At 67.5% G+C, this 18,828-nt stretch carries 20 protein-coding genes; 3 read left to right on the forward strand and 17 right to left on the reverse strand.

Translation table 11 applies throughout. The features are described from left to right. Nucleotides 1-8 precede the first annotated feature (8 nt). From argH to ACVCMB_RS04940, 9 genes are all read right to left on the reverse strand, one after another. On the reverse strand, nt 9-1,304 hold the full coding sequence (argH, locus tag ACVCMB_RS04900) for an argininosuccinate lyase (protein ID WP_447106301.1): 1,296 nt from the start codon (nt 1,302-1,304) through the stop codon (nt 9-11). A gap of 105 nt (nt 1,305-1,409) precedes the next feature. Continuing rightward, nucleotides 1,410-2,372, reverse strand: a complete 963-nt coding sequence (gene argC, locus ACVCMB_RS04905; protein WP_447106302.1) for an N-acetyl-gamma-glutamyl-phosphate reductase — start codon at nt 2,370-2,372, stop codon at nt 1,410-1,412. Nucleotides 2,373-2,375: 3 nt separating this feature from the next. Next, nucleotides 2,376-3,692 carry an acetylglutamate kinase gene (locus tag ACVCMB_RS04910; protein WP_447106303.1) on the reverse strand — a complete coding sequence of 439 codons (1,317 nt, stop codon included), beginning with the start codon at nt 3,690-3,692 and terminating at the stop codon, nt 2,376-2,378. A gap of 15 nt (nt 3,693-3,707) precedes the next feature. Continuing rightward, nucleotides 3,708-4,841 carry an acetylornithine deacetylase gene (locus ACVCMB_RS04915; RefSeq protein ID WP_447106304.1) on the reverse strand — a complete coding sequence of 378 codons (1,134 nt, stop codon included), beginning with the start codon at nt 4,839-4,841 and terminating at the stop codon, nt 3,708-3,710. Beyond that, nucleotides 4,838-6,031, reverse strand: coding sequence for an argininosuccinate synthase (locus ACVCMB_RS04920; protein ID WP_447106305.1), 1,194 nt, complete (start codon nt 6,029-6,031; stop codon nt 4,838-4,840). Before ACVCMB_RS04920 ends, ACVCMB_RS04915 begins: the two co-directional genes overlap by 4 nt. Nucleotides 6,032-6,059: 28 nt before the next feature. Beyond that, a complete protein-coding gene (locus tag ACVCMB_RS04925) occupies nt 6,060-6,533 on the reverse strand; it encodes an OsmC family protein (protein WP_447106306.1) in 474 nt (157 codons plus the stop codon). Then, entirely contained in the window at nt 6,530-7,153 is a 624-nt protein-coding gene (locus tag ACVCMB_RS04930; RefSeq protein ID WP_447106307.1) for an FMN-binding negative transcriptional regulator, read from the reverse strand. Before ACVCMB_RS04930 ends, ACVCMB_RS04925 begins: the two co-directional genes overlap by 4 nt. A gap of 6 nt (nt 7,154-7,159) precedes the next feature. After that, on the reverse strand, nt 7,160-8,167 hold the full coding sequence (locus ACVCMB_RS04935) for an N-acetylornithine carbamoyltransferase (protein WP_447106308.1): 1,008 nt from the start codon (nt 8,165-8,167) through the stop codon (nt 7,160-7,162). 396 nt (nt 8,168-8,563) lie between these two features. Next, the gene (locus tag ACVCMB_RS04940; protein ID WP_395119164.1) at nt 8,564-9,088 is read right to left on the reverse strand and encodes a glycine zipper 2TM domain-containing protein; all 525 of its coding nucleotides are present in this window, start codon (nt 9,086-9,088) and stop codon (nt 8,564-8,566) included. A 250-nt stretch (nt 9,089-9,338) separates the two neighbouring features. Here ACVCMB_RS04940 and cysS point away from each other — a divergent pair, with 250 nt between their 5' ends. Both cysS and ACVCMB_RS04950 read left to right on the forward strand, forming a co-directional pair. Continuing rightward, nucleotides 9,339-10,712, forward strand: coding sequence for a cysteine--tRNA ligase (gene cysS, locus ACVCMB_RS04945; protein WP_447106309.1), 1,374 nt, complete (start codon nt 9,339-9,341; stop codon nt 10,710-10,712). A gap of 55 nt (nt 10,713-10,767) precedes the next feature. Then, nucleotides 10,768-11,202: a SufE family protein gene (locus ACVCMB_RS04950; protein WP_395119168.1), complete on the forward strand. Its 435-nt coding sequence runs from the start codon at nt 10,768-10,770 to the stop codon at nt 11,200-11,202. A gap of 155 nt (nt 11,203-11,357) precedes the next feature. On the opposite strand, the gene dksA is transcribed toward ACVCMB_RS04950, so the two are convergent. Further along, a complete protein-coding gene (dksA, locus tag ACVCMB_RS04955) occupies nt 11,358-12,536 on the reverse strand; it encodes an RNA polymerase-binding protein DksA (RefSeq protein ID WP_447106310.1) in 1,179 nt (392 codons plus the stop codon). Nucleotides 12,537-12,628: 92 nt separating this feature from the next. Here dksA and yidD point away from each other — a divergent pair, with 92 nt between their 5' ends. Next, nucleotides 12,629-12,940, forward strand: a complete 312-nt coding sequence (gene yidD, locus ACVCMB_RS04960; protein WP_395121406.1) for a membrane protein insertion efficiency factor YidD — start codon at nt 12,629-12,631, stop codon at nt 12,938-12,940. Nucleotides 12,941-12,952: 12 nt separating this feature from the next. Here the strand turns inward: yidD and folE2 are convergent, their stop codons facing one another. The 7 genes from folE2 to efp all read right to left on the reverse strand — a co-directional run bounded on the left by folE2 (nt 12,953) and on the right by efp (nt 18,739). Beyond that, complete coding sequence (gene folE2, locus ACVCMB_RS04965; RefSeq protein ID WP_447098642.1) at nt 12,953-13,900, reverse strand: GTP cyclohydrolase FolE2; 948 nt, start codon at nt 13,898-13,900, stop codon at nt 12,953-12,955. 113 nt (nt 13,901-14,013) lie between these two features. After that, the gene (locus ACVCMB_RS04970; RefSeq protein WP_447106311.1) at nt 14,014-14,868 is read right to left on the reverse strand and encodes a phytoene synthase; all 855 of its coding nucleotides are present in this window, start codon (nt 14,866-14,868) and stop codon (nt 14,014-14,016) included. Further along, complete coding sequence (gene gph, locus ACVCMB_RS04975) at nt 14,865-15,548, reverse strand: phosphoglycolate phosphatase (protein ID WP_395119176.1); 684 nt, start codon at nt 15,546-15,548, stop codon at nt 14,865-14,867. Before gph ends, ACVCMB_RS04970 begins: the two co-directional genes overlap by 4 nt. Continuing rightward, nucleotides 15,545-16,249: a bifunctional 2-polyprenyl-6-hydroxyphenol methylase/3-demethylubiquinol 3-O-methyltransferase UbiG gene (ubiG, locus tag ACVCMB_RS04980; protein ID WP_395119178.1), complete on the reverse strand. Its 705-nt coding sequence runs from the start codon at nt 16,247-16,249 to the stop codon at nt 15,545-15,547. The genes gph and ubiG overlap by 4 nt, the downstream gene beginning before the upstream one ends. A gap of 92 nt (nt 16,250-16,341) precedes the next feature. Further along, on the reverse strand, nt 16,342-16,596 hold the full coding sequence (locus ACVCMB_RS04985; protein WP_395119180.1) for a YciI family protein: 255 nt from the start codon (nt 16,594-16,596) through the stop codon (nt 16,342-16,344). A gap of 14 nt (nt 16,597-16,610) precedes the next feature. After that, complete coding sequence (locus ACVCMB_RS04990; protein WP_395119182.1) at nt 16,611-17,942, reverse strand: TRZ/ATZ family hydrolase; 1,332 nt, start codon at nt 17,940-17,942, stop codon at nt 16,611-16,613. Nucleotides 17,943-18,160: 218 nt separating this feature from the next. After that, on the reverse strand, nt 18,161-18,739 hold the full coding sequence (efp, locus tag ACVCMB_RS04995; protein ID WP_136258394.1) for an elongation factor P: 579 nt from the start codon (nt 18,737-18,739) through the stop codon (nt 18,161-18,163). Nucleotides 18,740-18,828 lie beyond the last annotated feature (89 nt).

Here is an 18,828-nt window from a genome sequence, read left to right on the forward strand (position 1 = left end):
CCTCCGCTTCAGTCGTCGAGCGCACGCAATCGCGCGTGCAGTTCATCCAGTCGCAGGTCGTTGCCGGCGCCCGGCGACACGCGGGCGGCGAGGCTGCCTTCGGGCGTGCGCCCCTGCCCTGCGGATGCCGCGGTTTCCGCCGCCGCGCGATACGCATCGCGGAACGGCACGCCGGCGGCGGCCTGCTCGATCGCCACGTCGGTGGCGTACATCGCCGGCTCGATCGCAGCGCGCATCGCGGCTTCGTTCCACGCAAACCGCGCCAGCAGGTCGGGTACCAGTTCCAGCGCCATCAGGCCATGACGCACGCCATGGAAGATCGAGCCCTTGGAGAACTGCAGGTCGCGCTGGTAACCGGACGGCAGCGACAGCAGCTGCTCGATCTCGGTGCGCGCGGCGGCCACGCTGGCGTAGCTGGCGCGCAGCAGTTCGATCACGTCGGGGTTGCGCTTGTTCGGCATGATCGAGCTGCCGGTGGTGTACTCGGGCGGCAATTTGACGAAGTCGAATTCGGCGGTGGTGAACAGCGACAGGTCCCACGCCAGCCGGCGCAAGTCGAGCAGCGCGCCGCCGATCGCCTCCAGCACCGCCATCTCGAACTTGCCGCGCGACAGCTGCGCGTAGATCGGCGAAATCTGCATGCGCGCGAAACCGAGCGCCTGGGTGGTGTGCTCGCGATCGAGTTTCATGTTCACGCCGTAGCCGGCGGCGGTGCCGAGCGGGTTCGCGTCGATCAGCGTCATCGTCTGCCGCGCGCGCAGCGCATTGTCGATGAAGCCCTCGGCGAAGCCGGCGAACCACATCGCGGTGGACGACACCACCGCACGCTGCAGGTGGGTATAGCCCGGCATCGGCACGGACGGCTGCGCGGCGCGGCCGAGGCACACTTCGGCGATCGCACGGCAATGCGTTTCCAGCGCGGCCAGCTTGTCCTTCAGCCACAGCCGCGTGGCAACCAGGATCTGGTCGTTGCGGCTGCGTCCGGTATGCACGCGGCGGCCGGCGTCGCCGAGGCGCTCGGTGAGCCGCGCCTCGATCGCCGAGTGACCATCCTCGTAGCGCTCGTCCAGCACGAACGCGCCGCTCGTGAAATCGTCGGCCAGCGCATCCAGCTCGCGCTTCAGCGCGGCGGCTTCGTCGGCGTTGACCACGCCGATGTTGGCCAGCCCTTCCACGTGCGCCTTGCTGGCGGTGATGTCGTGCAGGAAGAACTCGCGATCCAGCAGCACGTCGTCGCCGGCGAGGAACTGCATGATCTTCGCGTCGATCCGGATGCCGGCTTTTTGCCAGAGGGGTTGGGTCATGGTAGCCAGAAGTGAGTTGAGAGGAGTGAGAAGTGAGAGAGATCAAGAGCGGAGGGGCGGGAGTGCTGTGAGTGTGAGCTTCTCTCACTTCTCACTCCTCTTCCCTCACTCCTGCCCCACTGGAATCGCGGTGTATTCGTCCACGCCGATCGCACGGTTGATGTTCTGCATCGCCTGGGTGGCGGCGCCCTTGAGCAGGTTGTCCAGCGTGGCCACGATCACCACGCGCTTGCCGTCGGCCGATACGGCGAAGCCGCCGACCTCGGCATGGTGGCGGTGCGCGATGCGGCTGACCCACGGCGCCTCGTCGGTCACGACGGCCAGCTTCTCGCCGTCGTAGGCGGCATGGAAACGCTGCAGCACGTCCTCGCGTTTCAGCGGGCGGGTGAGATACAGGTTGGTGGTGACGGTGAGCCCGCGGAAGTGCGGCGCCACGTGCGGCATGAACTCCACCGGCACGCCGAGCCGGAACGAGGCCTCCTTCTCGTGCATGTGGCCGGTGAGCGCGTACGGCATCAGGTTGTCGCGCAGTTTTTCCGGATCGTTCTTGTCCGACGGCGTGGTGCCGGCGCCGGAATAGCCGGAGACACCGAAGCACACCGGTGGCGCGGCCAGCAGGTCCTTCAGCGGTGCGATCGACAGCTGCATCGCGGTGGCGTAGCAGCCGGGGTTGCTGATGCGCTTCTCGCCCCGCCACTTGTCGCGGGTGAGTTCCGGCAGGCCGTAGTACCACGACAGGTCGAAGCGGTAGTCGGCGGAAAGGTCGAGGATCAACGTATCCGGCTTCGCCGCGTCGATCGCCTCGACGAACGGCGCCGCCTTGCCGTTCGGCAGCGCCAGGATCACCACGTCGGCGCCCTGCGCCACCACCGCGGCCGGGTCCAGGCTGGCGTAGCGCAGTTCGCCGGCGAAACCGTCGACGTGATCGGCCACTCGCTGGCCGTCCAGTTCGCGCGAGGAGACGAAGGCCAGTTGCAGCAGCGGGTGCGCCGCGATCAGGCGGATCAGTTCCATGCCGGTATGGCCGCGCGCGCCGACGATGCCTACCGTTTTCCTGTTCGTGTGCATGGCTCAATCCACCAGTGTCGGCTGACGTTGCGCGCAATGCGCCACGCAACGGGAGATCGTGTCGAACCCGTCGATGCCGTACCAGAACACCTTCCAGCGCGGCTGCTTGATGCAGCCGTCCGATTCGGCGTAGTAGAAAGGGTTGACCGGGTTGCCGTGACGCGAGCGCCAGAACAGCCGCGGATTCTCCTCGCGCATCACCTGCCACACCGCGCGGCCCAGGCCTTCGCCCTGCGCGTCGTCCAGCACGGCGAACTTGTCGAGATACGGCAAGCCGTCCTCCTCGACAAGGATCATCGCCGCGCGGTAGTTCTCGCTGACGTAGATGCGCATCGGCCTGGTGCGCTCGAAATAGTCCGGCACCAGGGTGCGGCCGAAGCTGGACTCGATCAGCCTGCGCATGCGCGCGCGGTCCACGCCGTCCCAGGAGTCGAAGCGCAGCACCTTCTCGCCGCGTCGCACGAGGGTGCCGGAACCCTTGTGGGTGAACAGCTCCTTGGCCAGTTCGGACGGGCGGGTGATCGACACCGACGAGGTCAGCGGCAGGTCGGCCAGCAGGTCGGCGATCTGCTCGATCTTCAGGCGCATGCCACCGTTGATCCAAGGCTGCGCCATCAAGTGATCGAACTCGGTGCTCAGATTGATCGAATCGATCACTTTGCCGTGCTCGTCGAGCAGGCCTCCCGTGCCGGTGAGGAACACGATCTTGTACGGCTGCAGCACGCGCACCAGTTCGTTCGCGGCGAAGTCGGCGTTGACGTTGAGGATCTGCCCTTCGTCGGTTTCGCCCAGGCTGGCGATCACCGGGATGGAGTTCGCGCGCAGGCTGGCCTCGATCGGCGCCAGGTTGATGCTGCGGACCTTCCCGACCAGACCGTAGGTATCGCGGTCCAGGTAGTCGGCCATGAACACGCCCGTCGCCACCGAGGTGGCGCGCGTGTCCATCGACTGCAGTGCCTCGACCAGTTTCAGGTTCTGCTGCTGGAACACGCGGCGCACGATGCCGAGCGCCTTCGGCGAGGTCACGCGCAGGCCGTCGATGGTGTGCTTCTCGATGCCGGCGGCAGCCAGCTCCTCGTCCAGCTGCGGACCGGCGCCGTGCAGCACGATCGGGGTCAGGCCGACCTGCTGCAGGAAGGTCAGCGACGAGGCGAGATCGGCCAACTCGTCGCGCAGCACCGCGCCGCCGACCTTGACCACGGCAAAGCGCTTGGCATCCAGCTCGGAGAAGCGCTTGAGGTACTGCTGGATCTCCTTCGCGCTGCCCATGCTCGAAAGCAGGCGCACGATGGTCTTGCGGGTGTGCTTATGCGTTTCCATGTTTATTCCTTGCGTTCATCCGTGAACGCCAGAGTCGAAAACCGGCCTTCCCTGGCCGGACCTCTCGATGATTCGATAAACCGTTTGTGCATAGCGCTCGAGCTGCTCCAGCGCGACCCACTCGTCGGCGCTGTGCGCCTGCGCGATATCGCCGGGGCCGTAGACGAAGGCGGTGTAGCCGGCGGCGGAGAACAGCGCCGCCTCGGTCCAGAAGTCCACCGCGTTGCCGACCGGGATGCCCAGCTCGTCGGCCACGTCGCGCGCGACCAGCCGGTTCGCCTCGGCGTTCGCCGTGTCGCCGGCCGGCAGCGAGGCGCCGCGGAAGGTTTCCGCGAACTCGACCGGCGCCGGCTCGACCAGCGAGCGGAACTGGGTCAGCAAGCGGTCCGGGTCCATCGTCGGCAGCGGCCGCATGCCGAAGCGGACCTCGGCACTCGGCGCGATCATGTTCGCCTTGATGCCGCCCTCGATGCGGCCGATGTTGAAGCGCAGGCCGGTCAGTCCGCCGAAGCGTTCGTGCGACTGCGCCGCCACGAAATCCAGCGCCGCGTTGCCCCAGCGCACGGCCTGGTGCAGTGCGCTGTCGCCCGGCTTCTGCTCGCCCGAGGCATGCCCGGCCTGGCCGGCGAAGCGCATCAGCACCGACTGGATGCCGCGATGCGCCAGCACCGCCTCGCCCTTGGTGGGCTCGGCCACGATCACTGCGTCGTAAGCGTGCGGTTCGCGCAGGAAGCCGGCGATGCAGCGCGCGTCGTTCGCCTCCTCGTCGGTGGTGAACAGCAGCGCCAGGTCGCCGTCGCTGGCCTTCGCCACCGCCAGCAGCGCCGCCGCCGCCCCCTTGATGTCGCACGCGCCCAGGCCGATCGCGCGATCGGCAGTGACCCGCAGCGTGTGCGGATCGGCCGTCCACGCCGGCGAGTCCGGCACGGTGTCCAGGTGCACGTTGAACAGGACCTTCGGCTCGCCGCGCACCGCGTGCAGGGCCACCGCGCCGGCACCGAAGTCGGTCACCGTCACGTCGAAGCCGGGCAGCTGCGCGCGCAGGTAGTCGAAGATGCCGCCGGTATCGATCGTGCGCGGCGGATTGCGCGTGTCGAAACCGACCAGCGCCGCCAGGTGTTTCAACGTGGCATCGAGCAGTGCGCTCATCCGCGATTGACCTCGGCCCACAGCGTGCTGCTCATGCCGAACAGCTTGATGAAACCCTCGGCCTCCTCCACGCCCCAGTCGGCCGACTGCGCATAGGTGGCGCCCTTGGCGTTGAGGATGTGCTTCGACTCCACCGCCACCGCGCCGACGCTGCCGCCATTCGTTTCCAGCGTCACCGTGCCGTTGACGGTGGACTGGCTGGACGCCAGGAACGCCTCCAGGTCGGTCTTCAGCGGGTCGTGGAAGAAGCCCTCGTAGACCAGCTCCACCCACTTGCGCGCCACCTCCGGCTTGAAGCGGTTCTGCTGCTTGCTGAGCACCGCTTCTTCCAGCGCGCGATGCGCGGCGAGCAGCGCGGTCAGGCCCGGTGCCTCGAAGATGATGCGGCCCTTGAGGCCGATCGTGGTGTCACCGGTGTAGAGGCCGCGACCCACGCCGTACTGCGCGAACAAGCCGTTGAGCTTCGCCAGCATGGCGTGCCCGGCGATCGCCTCACCGTCCAGCGTCACCGCCTCGCCGTTGACGAAGCCGATCTTCACCTGCAGCGGTTTGGACGGCCATTCGGCGCGCTGCTTGCACCAGCCCACCGCGCCGGCGCCGGGCGCCTGCCACTGATCGATCTCGCCGCCGGACATGGTCAGGCCGAGCAGGTTCTCGTTGATGGTGTAGGCCTGCTGCTTGGCGCGCACGCCGAAGCCGCGGTCTTCCAGGTACTTCTGCTCGTAGGCGCGCGTCTGCGTGTGTTCCTTCTGGATCTCGCGGATCGGCGCCACGATCTGGTAGTCGCCCAGCGCCTTCACCGCCAGGTCGAAACGCACCTGGTCGTTGCCCATGCCGGTGCAGCCATGCGCGATCGCCTTCGTGCCCAGTTCGGCGGCGCGCTTCAGCGCGGCTTCGACGATCAGGTAGCGGTCGGACACCAGCAGCGGGTACTGCCCCTGGTAGCCCTCGCCGGCCCACACGAACGGCTTGACGAAGCCCGCCCAGATCGCCGGGCCGCCATCGACCGTGACGTGGCTGGCCACGCCCAGCTCCTTCGCGCGGTTCTCGATGAAGGCGCGCTCTTCGGCGTCGACACCACCGGTATCGGCGAACACGGTGTGCACGGCCCAGCCACGCTCCTGCAGGTAAGGCACGCAGAAGCTGGTGTCGAGGCCGCCGGAAAAGGCGAGGACGATGTCTTTGCTCATGGCTTGCAGATCCTGGAAATAAGTAGGGTCAGGCGGATTCGACGACGACACGCGGCTCGCAGCGCACCGGGAAATTCACGGAATTGGCGATGAAGCAGGCGTGATGCGCCGCCTCGTGCGCCGCTTCGGCCTTGGCCGGGTCGCTGGCGGCAGTGATGGTCACCGTGGGGCGCAGCACCACTTCGACGAAGCGGCCGCCGTCGCCTTCGGTGGCCATCGTGCCTTCGGCGGCATCGCTGTACGCCGTCACCACCACGCCGGCCATGGTGGCCATGTGCAGATACGACAGCATGTGGCAGGTCGACAATGCCGTGACCAGCATGTCCTCGGGATTGTGCCTCGCGGCATCGCCGCGGAATGCGGGATCGGAGGAACCGGCGATCGCCGGCTTGCCGTCGATGCGGATCACGTGGTCGCGGCTGTAGTTGCGGTAGCCGTCCGTGCCGCTGCCGAGGTTGCCGGTCCATTCCACGGCGACGCGATAGTGATGCTGATGGTTCACGGTTTCGACTCCTCTTGTCGGGACATCCATGCGGCCAGTTCCGCGTCGCCATCGCCGTCGCGCTCGCGCAGCCCGGCGATCACGCCCGCGCGGTTGCGCGCGGGATGATTCTGGCTCAGCTTGAACTTGCCTTCGATGCGGTCGATCGAGACTCCAAGGCCGACGATCGCGCGCAGCGACTTCTCGATGTGGTCATCCGGCGCGTCGCTGATCTTCCATGGCTGCGGCTGGCCCGCCTCATGGTGGTCGGTCAGGGTTTCCAGCAGACGACGCAGCCACGCCGCGTCGTCGATCACGCGCAGCCGGCCGTGCACGTGCACCACCGCGTAGTTCCAGGTCGGCACCTCGCGCCCGGTCTCGTGCTTGCTGGGATACCAGTTCGGGCTGATGTAGCCGTCCGGGCCCTGGAACACCAGCAGCACCTCGGCGCCGTCCAGTCGCGCCAGTTCGTTGCCGCGCGCGACATGGCCGTGCAGCACCTCGCCGACGAGTTCGAACGGCAGGTGATTGGCCGTCAATCCGTCGGCCGCGCGGGTCACCAGCGTGGCGAACGGGTATGCGCGGATCAGCCCGTGCAGGGCCTCGATGCGGCTTTCCACGAAATGCTTCGGCGTGTACATGACGGTTCAGCCCTGCCCGATCAGCGAAGCCATCACCGCCTTCTGCACGTGCAGGCGGTTCTCGGCCTCGTCGATGGCGATGCAGGCGGGCGAATCCATCACCGCGTCGGTGGCCTTGACGTTGCGGCGCAGCGGCAGGCAGTGGCTGAACAGGCCGTAGTTGGTGAGCGCCATCTTCGCCTCGTCGACGATGAAGTGCCTGCTGGCCTCGCGCACAGGCTTCTCCTCTTCCCAGCGACCGAAGAACGGCAGCGCGCCCCAGCTCTTGGCGTAGACCACGTCGGCCCCGGCGTAGGCTTCCTCGATGTCGTGGCTGACCTTCAGCGAGCCGCCGTTCTGCTCGGCGTTCAGGCGGCCAAACGCCATGTAGCGCTCGTCCAGCACGTAGTCGGCTGTCGGGCAAAGCAGGGTCACGTCCATGCCCATCTTCGTCGCGATCAGCAGCGCCGAATTCGCCACCGCGGTGTTCAGCGGCTTCGGGTGATAGGTCCAGGTCAGCACGTACTTCTTCTTCGTGAGGTCGCCCAGGTGCTCCTTCAGCGCCAGCGCGTGGGCCAGCTCCTGGCAAGGGTGGGTGATCGTTTCCATGTTGATCACCGGCACCGTGGCGTAGTGCGCGAACGCCTTGATCACCTTGTCCTGGCGATCCACCGCCCAGTCCTGGAATTTCGGGAACGCGCGCACCGCGATCAGGTCGACGTAACGCGACAGGACCCGCGCCACCTCGGCGATGTGTTCCTCGGTATCGCCGTCCATCACGCTGCCCACCTCGAACTCGATCGGCCACGCGTCCTTGCCCGGCGCCAGCACGATCGCGTGGCCACCCAGCTGGAACGCACCCAGCTCGAAGCTGGTACGGGTGCGCATGGAGGGATTGAAGAACAGCAGCGCGATCGACTTGCCGGCGAGCTGCTGGCCGCGCGGCGAACGCTTGAACACGGCGGCCTGCTCCAGCAGCGCGTCGATCTCGGCGCGGCTGTAATCCTGGGTAGTCAAGAAATGCCGAATGATCATGAAGTCGATGCCTTATTGAAGAGTCCGGCCATGGATGGCCGGGGTGTTGCGGATGGATCCGCGTGAAATAAACCAACAAAAAACCCGGCACAAGGGCCGGGTTTGTCGTCGATGCACAAGAAACGCGTGCGACTGCCTACCCGGCCGGATGTCGAGTCATCGGTCGGCGCGCACGCGACGTCATGCCAGCGGCCGCGCGGGCGCTGGTAAGTACGGTGGCGGTATAGACGGCTGAAGACATGCGATGTTCCGGGTGGTCGGCGGCTATCATGGCGAGAATTTCGCTGCCATGCAACAAAAATCTGCGCCAGGTCAGTGCCTGTCCGGCAAGTATCGGCGTCTGAAAAAAAATCGCCGCCCGAGAGGGGCGGCGGGATGGATGAGCGGAAGTCGGGATCAATCCACCGGGGTGACGGAAACCCGCACGCGCAGGCGCTCGCCCGGATCGTAGTCCAGCCGCGACATGTAGACCTCGCCGCGATAGCGATATTCCACGTCGTAGCCGATGATCCGGCGCTGCTCGCTGACCGTGTTCACCTCGCGGCACTGGGTCTGCGTGCTCTCGTAATCGCGACCGCGCGTGCTGCGGTTGCCGATCGCGCCACCGGCCACGGCACCGGCGACCGTCGCCGCCTTGCGCCCGTCGCCCTTGCCCACGGTGTTGCCCAGCACGCCACCGATCACCGCGCCCAGCACCGTGCCGGCGGTGCTGTTGCCGCCCTCGTGGCGCACCACCTGCTGGTCGTAGCACTCCTGCCGCGGCACGTTGGTGCGCGTCACGCCATGCACCGGGTCGGCGCGCAGCACGTCGGCCCAGCCGTAGTGGGCATTGCCGTCATCGTTGGGGTACGGCGCATTCTGCGCGTGCGCGCCGGCCGCCATCATGGCCAGCACCAACGCGGAAACCCATAGCTTGACCATGACCTGCTCCCGTGATGCACGTTCCACGCCACGCGCGGACTGGCAGCATTGCAGCAAATTCACTATGAATACACGCTTAGGCCGGACCGGCCTGTTCAGCCGTGGCGACCGTTTGCCGCAAGGCCGACGGCATCACGGATCGCCGGGTCCGGCCAGGAGCGGGCGATCCGCGGGGCACGAGCGGCATCGTCGCTTGTTAAGATGCGCAACCTGCCCCGCCCGACCGCCGACTCCCTCGCGGATGTGACCGATGCCGATTTCGCTCTACAACAGCCTGACGCGCCGCACCGAACCGTTTGTTCCGCTGGATCCCGCGCGCGTCACGATGTACCTGTGCGGACCGACGGTCTATAACTACGTTCACATCGGCAACGCGCGCGGGCCGGTGGTGTTCGACGTGCTGGCGCGGCTGCTGCGGCGGCACTACCCGCAGGTGGTGTATGCCCGCAACATCACCGACGTCGAGGACAAGATCAATGCCGCGGCATTGGCCGAAGGCGTGCCGATCTCGATCATCACCGAGCGCTACGCGCGCGCCTATCGCGAGGACATGGCCGGGCTGGGCATTGCGCCGCCGGACCTGGAGCCGCACGCCACCGCGCACATCGGCGCGATCATCGCCATGAACGAGGCGCTGATCGCCGGCGGCCACGCGTACGCGGCCGAAGGCCATGTACTGTTCGACGTCGGCTCGTACCCCGACTACGGCGCGCTCTCCGGCCGCGACACCGAAGAGTTGATCGCCGGCGCACGCGTGGAAATCGCGCCATACAAGAAGAACCCCACCGATTTCGTGCTGTGGAAGCCCTCCACGCCCGAACTGGCCGGCTGGGACAGCCCGTGGGGGCGCGGGCGCCCCGGCTGGCACATCGAGTGCTCGGCGATGTGCGCCGCGCAGCTGGGCGAGACCATCGACATCCACGCCGGCGGCGTCGACCTGCTGTTCCCGCATCACGAGAACGAGATCGCGCAATCCACCTGCGCGCACGGCGGCAAGACCTTCGCGCGCTGGTGGATGCACAACGGCATGCTCACCTTCGACGGCCGCAAGATGTCCAAGTCGCTGGGCAACGTGCTGCTGGTGCACGAGCTGATGAAACTCCACCCGCCCGAGGCGCTGCGCCTGCGCCTGCTCAGCGGCCACTACCGGCAGCCGCTGGACTGGTCCGACGGCGCCATCCAGCAGTCGGTCAGCACGCTGGACGGCTGGTACCGGGTGCTGCGCGACCTTGCCGACGTGGCGATCGACGCATCGCGGCTGCCCGTGCCGGCCGCCGTCGAAGCGGCGCTTTGCGACGACCTCAACACGCCCCTGGCGCTGGCCGAACTGGCCGTGCTTGCAGACGCCGCGCGTCAACACGGCACGCCCGCGGCCAAGGCCGATCTGCTCGGCGGCGGCGCCCTGCTCGGCCTGCTGCAGCAGGACCCGGAAGCATGGTTCAAGCACTCCGGCGGCGTGCACGTGGATGCCGCGCAAGTCGAGGCCTTGCTGGAAGCGCGTCGCGTCGCCCGCAGCGCCCGCGATTTCGCCCGCGCCGACGCGATCCGCGACGAGCTGGCCGCGATGGGCGTGGTGATCGAGGATGGTGCACAGGGCACGCGGTGGAGCATCGCCAAGGCCTGACGGCCATGCCGGAGCGGGTTTCATTTCCCACCCTGCTACGCGCGATAATGGCCGCATGAATATCGCCGCCAGCAGCACCGACCAGGCCCAGCAGGAAATCGCCGAAGAGTTCGCCTTTCTCGGCGACTGGAGCGAGCGCTATCAGTACCTGATCGACCTCGGGCGGCAATTGCCGCCGTTTCCCGAGGAGTGCAAGACCGAAGCTTGGCGCGTGCACGGCTGCCAGTCGATGGTGTGGCTGGTGCCCAGTGGCGATGCGTCGTGCATGCACTTCGAAGCCACCAGCGACTCCGCCATCGTCTCGGGCCTGATCGCGCTGGTGCTGCGCGTCTACTCCGACCGCCCGGCCGCGGAGATCGTGGCCACCGAACCCGGCTTCATCGGCACGATCGGCCTGGCCAAGCACCTTTCACCCACCCGCTCGAACGGCCTGACGGCGATGCTGGCGAAGTTGAAGGGATACGCCGCGGCAGCGGCGGGACAAAAGTGAGCAAGGAAGGGAAGCGAGCAAAGAGAAGTGAGGAATGAGAGAAGGCAACGGCGTCTCGCGCTCCGGCTCCTCTCCCACTCATCTTCACTCGCTCCTCGCAAAAAGCCCCGCTCGAAGCGGGGCTTTTTGCTGCATCGCGAAGCGGCGCGCCTTGCTCAGTCCCCCATCTGCTTCTGCAGATGTTCGCGGCGTTCCTGGGCGTCGAGCGAGAGCGTGGCGATCGGGCGCGCGTCGAGGCGGTCGACGCCGATCTCCTCGTCGGTCTCCTCGCAGAAGCCGTAGCTGCCTTCCTCGATCCGGCGCAGCGCCTTGTCGATCTTGGAGATCAGCTTGCGATAGCGGTCGCGGGTACGCAGCTCCAGCGAGTTCTCGGTTTCGCGGGTGGCGCGTTCGGCTTCGTCGCCGACGTCGCGCACCTCCTCCCGCAGGTTGTCCATGGTCTGGCGCGACTCTTCCACCAGCTGGTCGCGCCATTCACGCAACTTGTTGCGGAAGTAGGCCAGGTGTCGCGGGTTCATGTACTCCTCGTCGCTGCTCGGGCGATAACCCTTGGGCAAGGAGATCGTGCTGGTGGAGGGCAAGGCGTATCGCCCGTCTTCACGGGTGACGCCGCTGTCTAGAGTTTTTGTTGCCAGTTTATTCATTGGGGACGACGAATTCTTCGATTTCTTGTGGGAGGAAGCATGATTCCCGGGAGCGCTGACCATGGCCGTGGCGCTTGCCACCTTGCCCTTGAAGAGCCTGCTCGCGGGTGAAGGAGAATGGTGGATGGTCGCCGCGACCGGCTCCGGTCGTGCCGCGTGGGTTGCCGGCGCCTTGGCTGCCGGTGCCGCCGGTTTGGCGGCCTTGCCGTGCACCGGCCGGGGCGCCGGCTTCTTCGCCGCGGGCTTCGCCGCGACCTTGCTGGCCGGTGCCTTGCCCGCTGCAGCCTTCCCGGGCGATACCTTCTTCGCGGGAGCCTTCTTCACTGCGGGATGCTTCACGACGGGATGTTTCGTCACGGCCTTTTTGGCAACGACCTTCTTCGCCGGCGCTTTCTTCACCGCGGCCTTGCTCGCCGGCGCCCTGCCCTTGGCGGCCTTGCTGCCCGCCGCGGCCTTCTTGGCCGGTGCGTGGGCAGTCGGCCTGGAGGCCTTGGTGTGCGGCGCAGCCTTCTTCGGGGTGGCCTTGCTGGCGGGTTTCGCGGCGGCCCGTGCGGGGGACTTCGCGGCGACCTTGGCAGCCTGCCCCTTGCCTGCCACCGGCTTCGACTTGACGGCCTTGGTGCCAGCCTTGTTGGGCGTCTTGCCCTTGTGCGCCTTGGCGGCGGTCAAACTCGCTTTGGTCTTCGCCATATCCCTTCACCCTGATTGGCCTTGGGGGCCGCGTGTTATAGCCGATGCATTCAACACCGGCAAGCCTGCTTCTGGAATACTTGTACCACTACATGGCGCACGCCGCTTCGGTATCCGTGAACATCCTCTCCCGATTCATACTGTGGTTGCTTGGTTTGTACAAGCGCTGGCTCAGCCCCCTGCTTGGCCCTCGCTGCCGCTTCCACCCCAGTTGTTCCGATTATGCACGGATTGCGGTCATCCGCTTCGGTCCGTGGCGGGGCAGCCTGCTGGCCGCATGGCGACTGCTGCGCTGCCAGCCGCTGTGTCCCGGCGGAGAAGATCCGGTGCCGGAACATTTTCATTTTGCGAGTTGCCGCGACCACGACGCGCCGCGTGATCCGGATGTGCCGCACTCCCGCTGACGATCGCGCGGCCTAACCGATGGAACCGTAGCCGCCTTCCACGCCCTTGCTGGCATAGGCAACGGCGTCGTGCGGATGCAGGCTCTCCTGGTGTTCCACCCGGATGTGGAAATCGCCGAGGCGGTCGTCGGCATCGAGTGCCTTCTGGATGCGCCGGGCGGCGTCCTCGCAGAACATCAGGTTGCCGCCGTTGGCCAAGGCGAAGGCTTGTTCGTCCTCGCGCTTTACCGCGGTCTGCACCGGCGTGCCGAGCGCGCTTTCGACCCGATCGATCAGCCCGACCAGATGGAAGCCGGCGTCGGCCGCCGGGCGCACGCGCAGGCGCGCCACGCTGCGCTGCGCATGGGCGGCGGCCACGATGCCCTTCTCGCTGCCCAGCCACGCCAGCACGGCGGCGTGATCGAGCGCCTCGCCGGGCGCAAAATCGTGAATGAACTGGTCCTGGATCAGCTGCCGCGACAGCGCCGCCGAGGCCGGGCAAGTCGACGAATAGACCACCTCGGTGCCGAACTCCAGCAGGAACTGGTCGCCAACCAGGCTGGCCTCGATGCACACCGGATAGGCGCGCCAGCCGCTGTTCGCGCTTTTCAGTGCCGGCCGGCGCACGAGGTGTTCGAAGCGGATGCTGAGGCAGGCGCGGTCGGACAGATCCTGGTGCGAGTCGAGGAAGCCGCGCAGCAGCGAGCGCAGCATGTCGGCGCTCAGGGTCTGCGTGCTCAATGCCTGCTCCACCTGCAGGTACAGCCGCGACATGTGGATGCCGCGCTTGTCCGGTCGCTTGAGATTGACGAAGGCACCGACGCGGGCGCTGGAGCGCTGCGTTTGTCCATCGCCCGCGTCGAACAATACCGGCACCTGGATCTCGGCCATGCCGACCCAATCCAGCGCACCGGCAAGATGCGGCTGTGCGTGGACGGCCACGTCGGGGAGCAAGCGGGCGGTGTTTTCCTGGCTGGGCATGGAGGAGATCCTGGCATCGGCGCGACGAGCCGCCGCGAAACCGCCAATCTTGGGGCAAGGCGGCCACCTCACAATGGTGTCGCCGCGGAAACGCTGCGTCCGCTCGCGCAAAACTACTGTGTCTGGCGCCGCCATGCACGGGCGGCCTGCCACGCCCGCCACGGCGTCGACCACGGCGTGCGCGACCAGTCGGCCTGCAACACGGCCAGTGCCTCGTCGGCATGCAGCGCGCGGCGCGCCAGCGCGCAGGCCTGACGCGACTCGAGTGCACGGAACACGCTGAGTGGCCCGCCCAGCGCATCGGCAGCGCGCCAGTCGCCGAGCAAATCCTGCAACTGCGCCCGGATCGCCTGCTGCCGCGGTGCGCAAGGCTTGCGCAGTTGCGCGCGATCCAGCCCGTGGCGTGCCAGCCGGGCCATCGGCAGTGGCAGGCGGTCGCGTTCGGCGTCTGCGTCCAGGTGCAACAAGGCATGCAACAAGTGATTGAGCACGGCCACCCGGGTCGCGCGCTCGGGCGAGGCCGCAGCGCCATACCACCATGCCGTCTCCAGTGCGGCCAGCGCACCGTGCAGCGGCATCGCCGCCTGCAGTTGGTCGGCGTAATCGGCCGCCGTGCCCTGCTCCAGCTGCGCCATCGCCGCCAATACCGGTGCCAGCCACAGCTCCGTGGTGATCGCGTGAGCGCGTTCGTCATCGAACAGCACCTGGGTGAGCGGATGCCGTCCGCCGCTGGCCGCCGCACCGGCCAGTTCCTCCGCCCACCAGCCGAGCTTGGCGGCGGCCACCTGCGGCTCGCGGATGCCGTAAGCCGCGCTCAGCAGCTCCTGCTCCAGCGCGGCCAGCGCCACGTGGCCCGGATGGCGGCGGCCGTCGACGAAGGCCAGCGCCACGCGCTGCTGCGGCTGCGCGGCCAGCCATTTGTCGATGAAGCCCTGCAACACCGCGTTCTGCCCAGTTGGTTCGCTCATGCCGTCGCCGACTCCAGTCGCAGCAACTCGGCCAGGGCGGCGGGCCGATCCAGCACGACATCGGCGCCCCAGGCGTGCGGATCGCCGCCGTCGAGGTAGCCCCAGCTCGCGGCCACGGTGAACACGCCCGCCGCTGCGCCGGCCTGCACGTCGCGGCGATCGTCACCGACGAACAGGCACTGGCCCGGCACCAGTCCTGCGCGTTCGCAGGCCAGCAGCACGGGTGCCGGATCGGGCTTTTTCACCGGCAAGGTGTCGCCGCACACCACGGCGGCGGCGCGCGTCGACCAGCCGATCCGGCGCAACAGTTCGTCGGTCAGGAATGCCGCCTTGTTGGTGACGATGCCCCAACGCAGGCCTCGCGCTTCCAGCCGCGCCAGCAGGTCGTCGACCCCGTCGAAGGCGCGCGTGTCGCGGGCCATCACCTGCTCGTACAACTGCAGGTAGCGCGGCACCAGCGCCTCGATCACCGCCTCGCCGCGCGAGGCGAACGCGCAACGCAGCACCGCGCGGGCACCGCGCGAGACCACCTCGCGCACGGGCGCGTAGGCGGGCGATGCCACGCCCTCCTCGGCGCACTGCGCCTGCAGCGCGGCGTACAGATCGGGTGCGCTGTCCAGCAAGGTGCCATCGAGATCGAACAGGACGCCGGCGACGGATGAAGGCAGCGGCTTGCTCATGCCGGCTTCTGCGCGCAAAGCACGTAATTGACTGCCGTGAGAGAGCTCAGGCGTGCCTCGCGGCGGAACGGGTTGTAGGCCAGGCCGCTGACGTCTTCCAGCTCCAGCCCCGCGCCGCGCAGCAATCGCGACAATTCGGAGGGCTTGAGGAATTGCGCGTAGTGGTGTGTCCCGCGCGGCAGCATGCGCAGCAGGTATTCGGCGCCCAGGATCGCCGCACCGAACGCCGCTGGCGTGCGATTGATGGTGGACATGAACAACCGTCCGCCGGGCTTGAGCATCGCGGCCAGGTCGGTGACCAGCGCCGCCGGATCGGGCACGTGCTCGATCAGCTCCATGCAACACACCACGTCGAACGACGCCGCTTCGGCAGCCGCCAGCTCGGCGGAGGATTGCACCCGGTAATCGACCTGCAGGTTCGACTCGTGCAGGTGCAAGCGGGCGATGTCGATCACCTTCTCGCCCAGATCGATGCCGGTGACGTGCGCACCGGCACGGGCCAGCGATTCGCTGAGCAGGCCGCCGCCGCACCCGACATCGGCCACGCGGGCACCGCGCAGTTCCGCGCGTGCCGCGATGTAGGCCGTGCGCACCGGATTGAGGTCGTGCAGCGGTCGCGATTCGCCGTCGGGGTCCCACCAGCGGGACGCCAGCTGGTCGAAGCGGGCGATTTCGGCGGGGCTGACATTGGCGGCGGTCATGTTCGAGTCCACGTTGAATCCACGAATTTATTGAAAAGTGCGGCCATGGATGGCCGCCTCTTGATTTTCACGCTTATGGATGAGCGCAAAAGTCAAGACGCCTGCCATTCGTGCACCGTGATGTCCCAGCCGCCACTTACATGCGCGGGGTCGCGCTGCACCAGCGCCGTTGCCTCGGCGAGGTCGGCCGCGTGCAGCAGGTAGGCACCGCCGGACTTGTCGCCGAAGCCGCCGGACAGCTCCACCTTGCCCTCGCCGCGCAACTGGTCCAGATAGGCCAGATGCTGCGGCACCACGGCCGCGTCGAACTGCGGCCGGCGGATCAGCAAAACCAGGTAACGATTCATCGGAAAACTCCCACTCAAGTTGCGGCGATCCGCTCGCGCCAGGCGCGCGCTCGCGCCAGGATCGCCGCGGTATCCATGTCGATCAGCTCGCGCGCGGCCAGCTTGCGGTGCCCGGCGATCCACACGTCGGTAACCTGCTGGCGGCTGCACGCATACACCAGTTGCGAGGCGACGTGGAACAGCGGCTGGGTCTCCAGGTCGCTCAGGCGCACGGCAGCCAGGTCGGCCTGCTTGCCGGGTTCGATCGAGCCGATGCGCGCTTCCAGCCCGATCGCCCGCGCGCCGTTGAGCGTCGCCGCACGCAGCGCAAAGGCGGCGTCGAAGGCGGCGGCGTCCTGCGCCACCGCCTTGGCCAGCTGCGCCGCCGTGCGCATCTCGCCGAACATGTCCAGGTCGTTGTTGGAGGCGCAACCGTCGGTGCCGATCGCCAGGTTCGCGCCGGCGCGCCGGAACTGCTCCGCCGGGCAGAAGCCGGAGGCGAGCTTGAGGTTGGATTCCGGGCAATGCACCACCGAGACACCGGCGCTCGCGCAGGCGGCGATCTCGCCCTCGGTGACCTGGGTCATGTGCACCGCGATCAGGCGGTCGTTGACCAGGCCCAGGCGCTGCAGGCGCTGGAACGGGCGCAGGCCGCTCTTTTTCTTCTCTTCCTCGATCTCGTGCGCGGTCTCATGCAGGTGCAGGTGCACCGGGATGTCGAGCTGATCGGACTGCAGCCGGATGCGCTCGAAGCTCTCGTCGGAGACGGTGTACGGCGCATGCGGCGCGAACGCGGTGCTGACCAGCGGATCGCCGCGGAAGCTGTCATGCACCTCGCCGGCGCGCGCGAAATACTCGTCCTGGCTGTTCGCCCAGGCGGTGGGGAACTGGATTACCGGCAGGCCGACCACCGCGCGGAAGCCCAGCTTGCGATAGGTCGCGCCGATCACGTCGGGGAAGAAATAGTTCTCGTTGGCGCAGGTGGTGCCACCGCGCAGCATCTCGGCCACGGCCAGTTCCACGCCGTCGCGCACGAACTCCGGGCCGATCACCCTGGCCTCGGCCGGCCAGATGTGCTGCTGCAGCCAGACCATCAGTGGCAGGTCGTCGGCGAGGCCGCGCAGCAGGGTCATCGGGTTGTGCGTGTGGCTGTTGACCAGGCCGGGGATCAGCGCGTGCTCGCCCAGTTCGACGCGCTCGCGCGGCGCATAGGCGGCGCGGGCCTCGTCGATCGGCAACAGCGCCACGATGCGCTCGCCGTCGATGGCCACGGCGTGGTTTTCCAGCACCACCGCATGCGGCTCGACGGGCACCACCCAGCGCGCCTCGATCAGCAGGTCGATGGATTGCGGGGTGGTCTGGGTCATCGTTCACTCACTTGCAAGGGGTGGATGCGAGAAGGGGCGGCACACCCCTCGATGGTGCCCGCCCCGTGTTCGTCATCCCGGCCAAAGCCCGGATCCCATGTTGCTGCGGTTGCTTGTGCGCAGGATGAGGCGTGCTGCGCACGAGTGTTTCACTGGACCCTGCCTGCGCAGGGATGACGAACCGGCAAAGGCGCGGGCATGGCCCGCGCGCCGCTTCGTCACTTGACGCGGCTGTCGTATTCGCCGGTGCGGGTGTCGACCTTGATGACTTCATCCTGGCCGACGAACAGCGGCACGCGCACCACCGCACCGGTCTCCAGCGTGGCCGGCTTGCCACCGCCGCCGGAGGTGTCGCCGCGCACGCCCGGGTCAGTCTCGACGATCTTCAGCTCGACGAACTTCGGCGCCTGCACCGCCACGATGTTGCCGTTGAACAGGGTGACCACGCACTCCTCTTCGCCCTTGAGCCACTTCCACGCATCGCCCATCGCGGCCTGCGTGGCCGGCACCATCTCGAACGTCTCCATGTTCATAAAGTGCCACAGGCGGTCCTTGCCGATGCCGTCGATGAAGGACAGCTGCATGTCGGTGTCGGTGACGTCGGCCTCCTCGAACGAGTCGCTGGACTTCAGCGTCTGCTCGGTGGTGCGGCCGTCCTTCAGGTTGCGGATGCGGATGCGGGTGAACGCCTGGCCCTTGCCCGGCTTGATGAAGTCGGCCTCGGTGATGATCCAGGGATCGCCGTTGTGGAGGATCTTCTTGCCCGTCTTGACGTCGTTGAGGCCGAGGGTCGCCATGCGCTGTCTGCTCCAAAGGTAAAACCGCCCCGCAGGACGGCTAAAATGGGTATCTTTTCACGGGCCAAGAGGCCCGCCGAAGGCTCTCC

The organism is Rhodanobacter sp. UC4443_H10, from assembly GCF_052978325.1.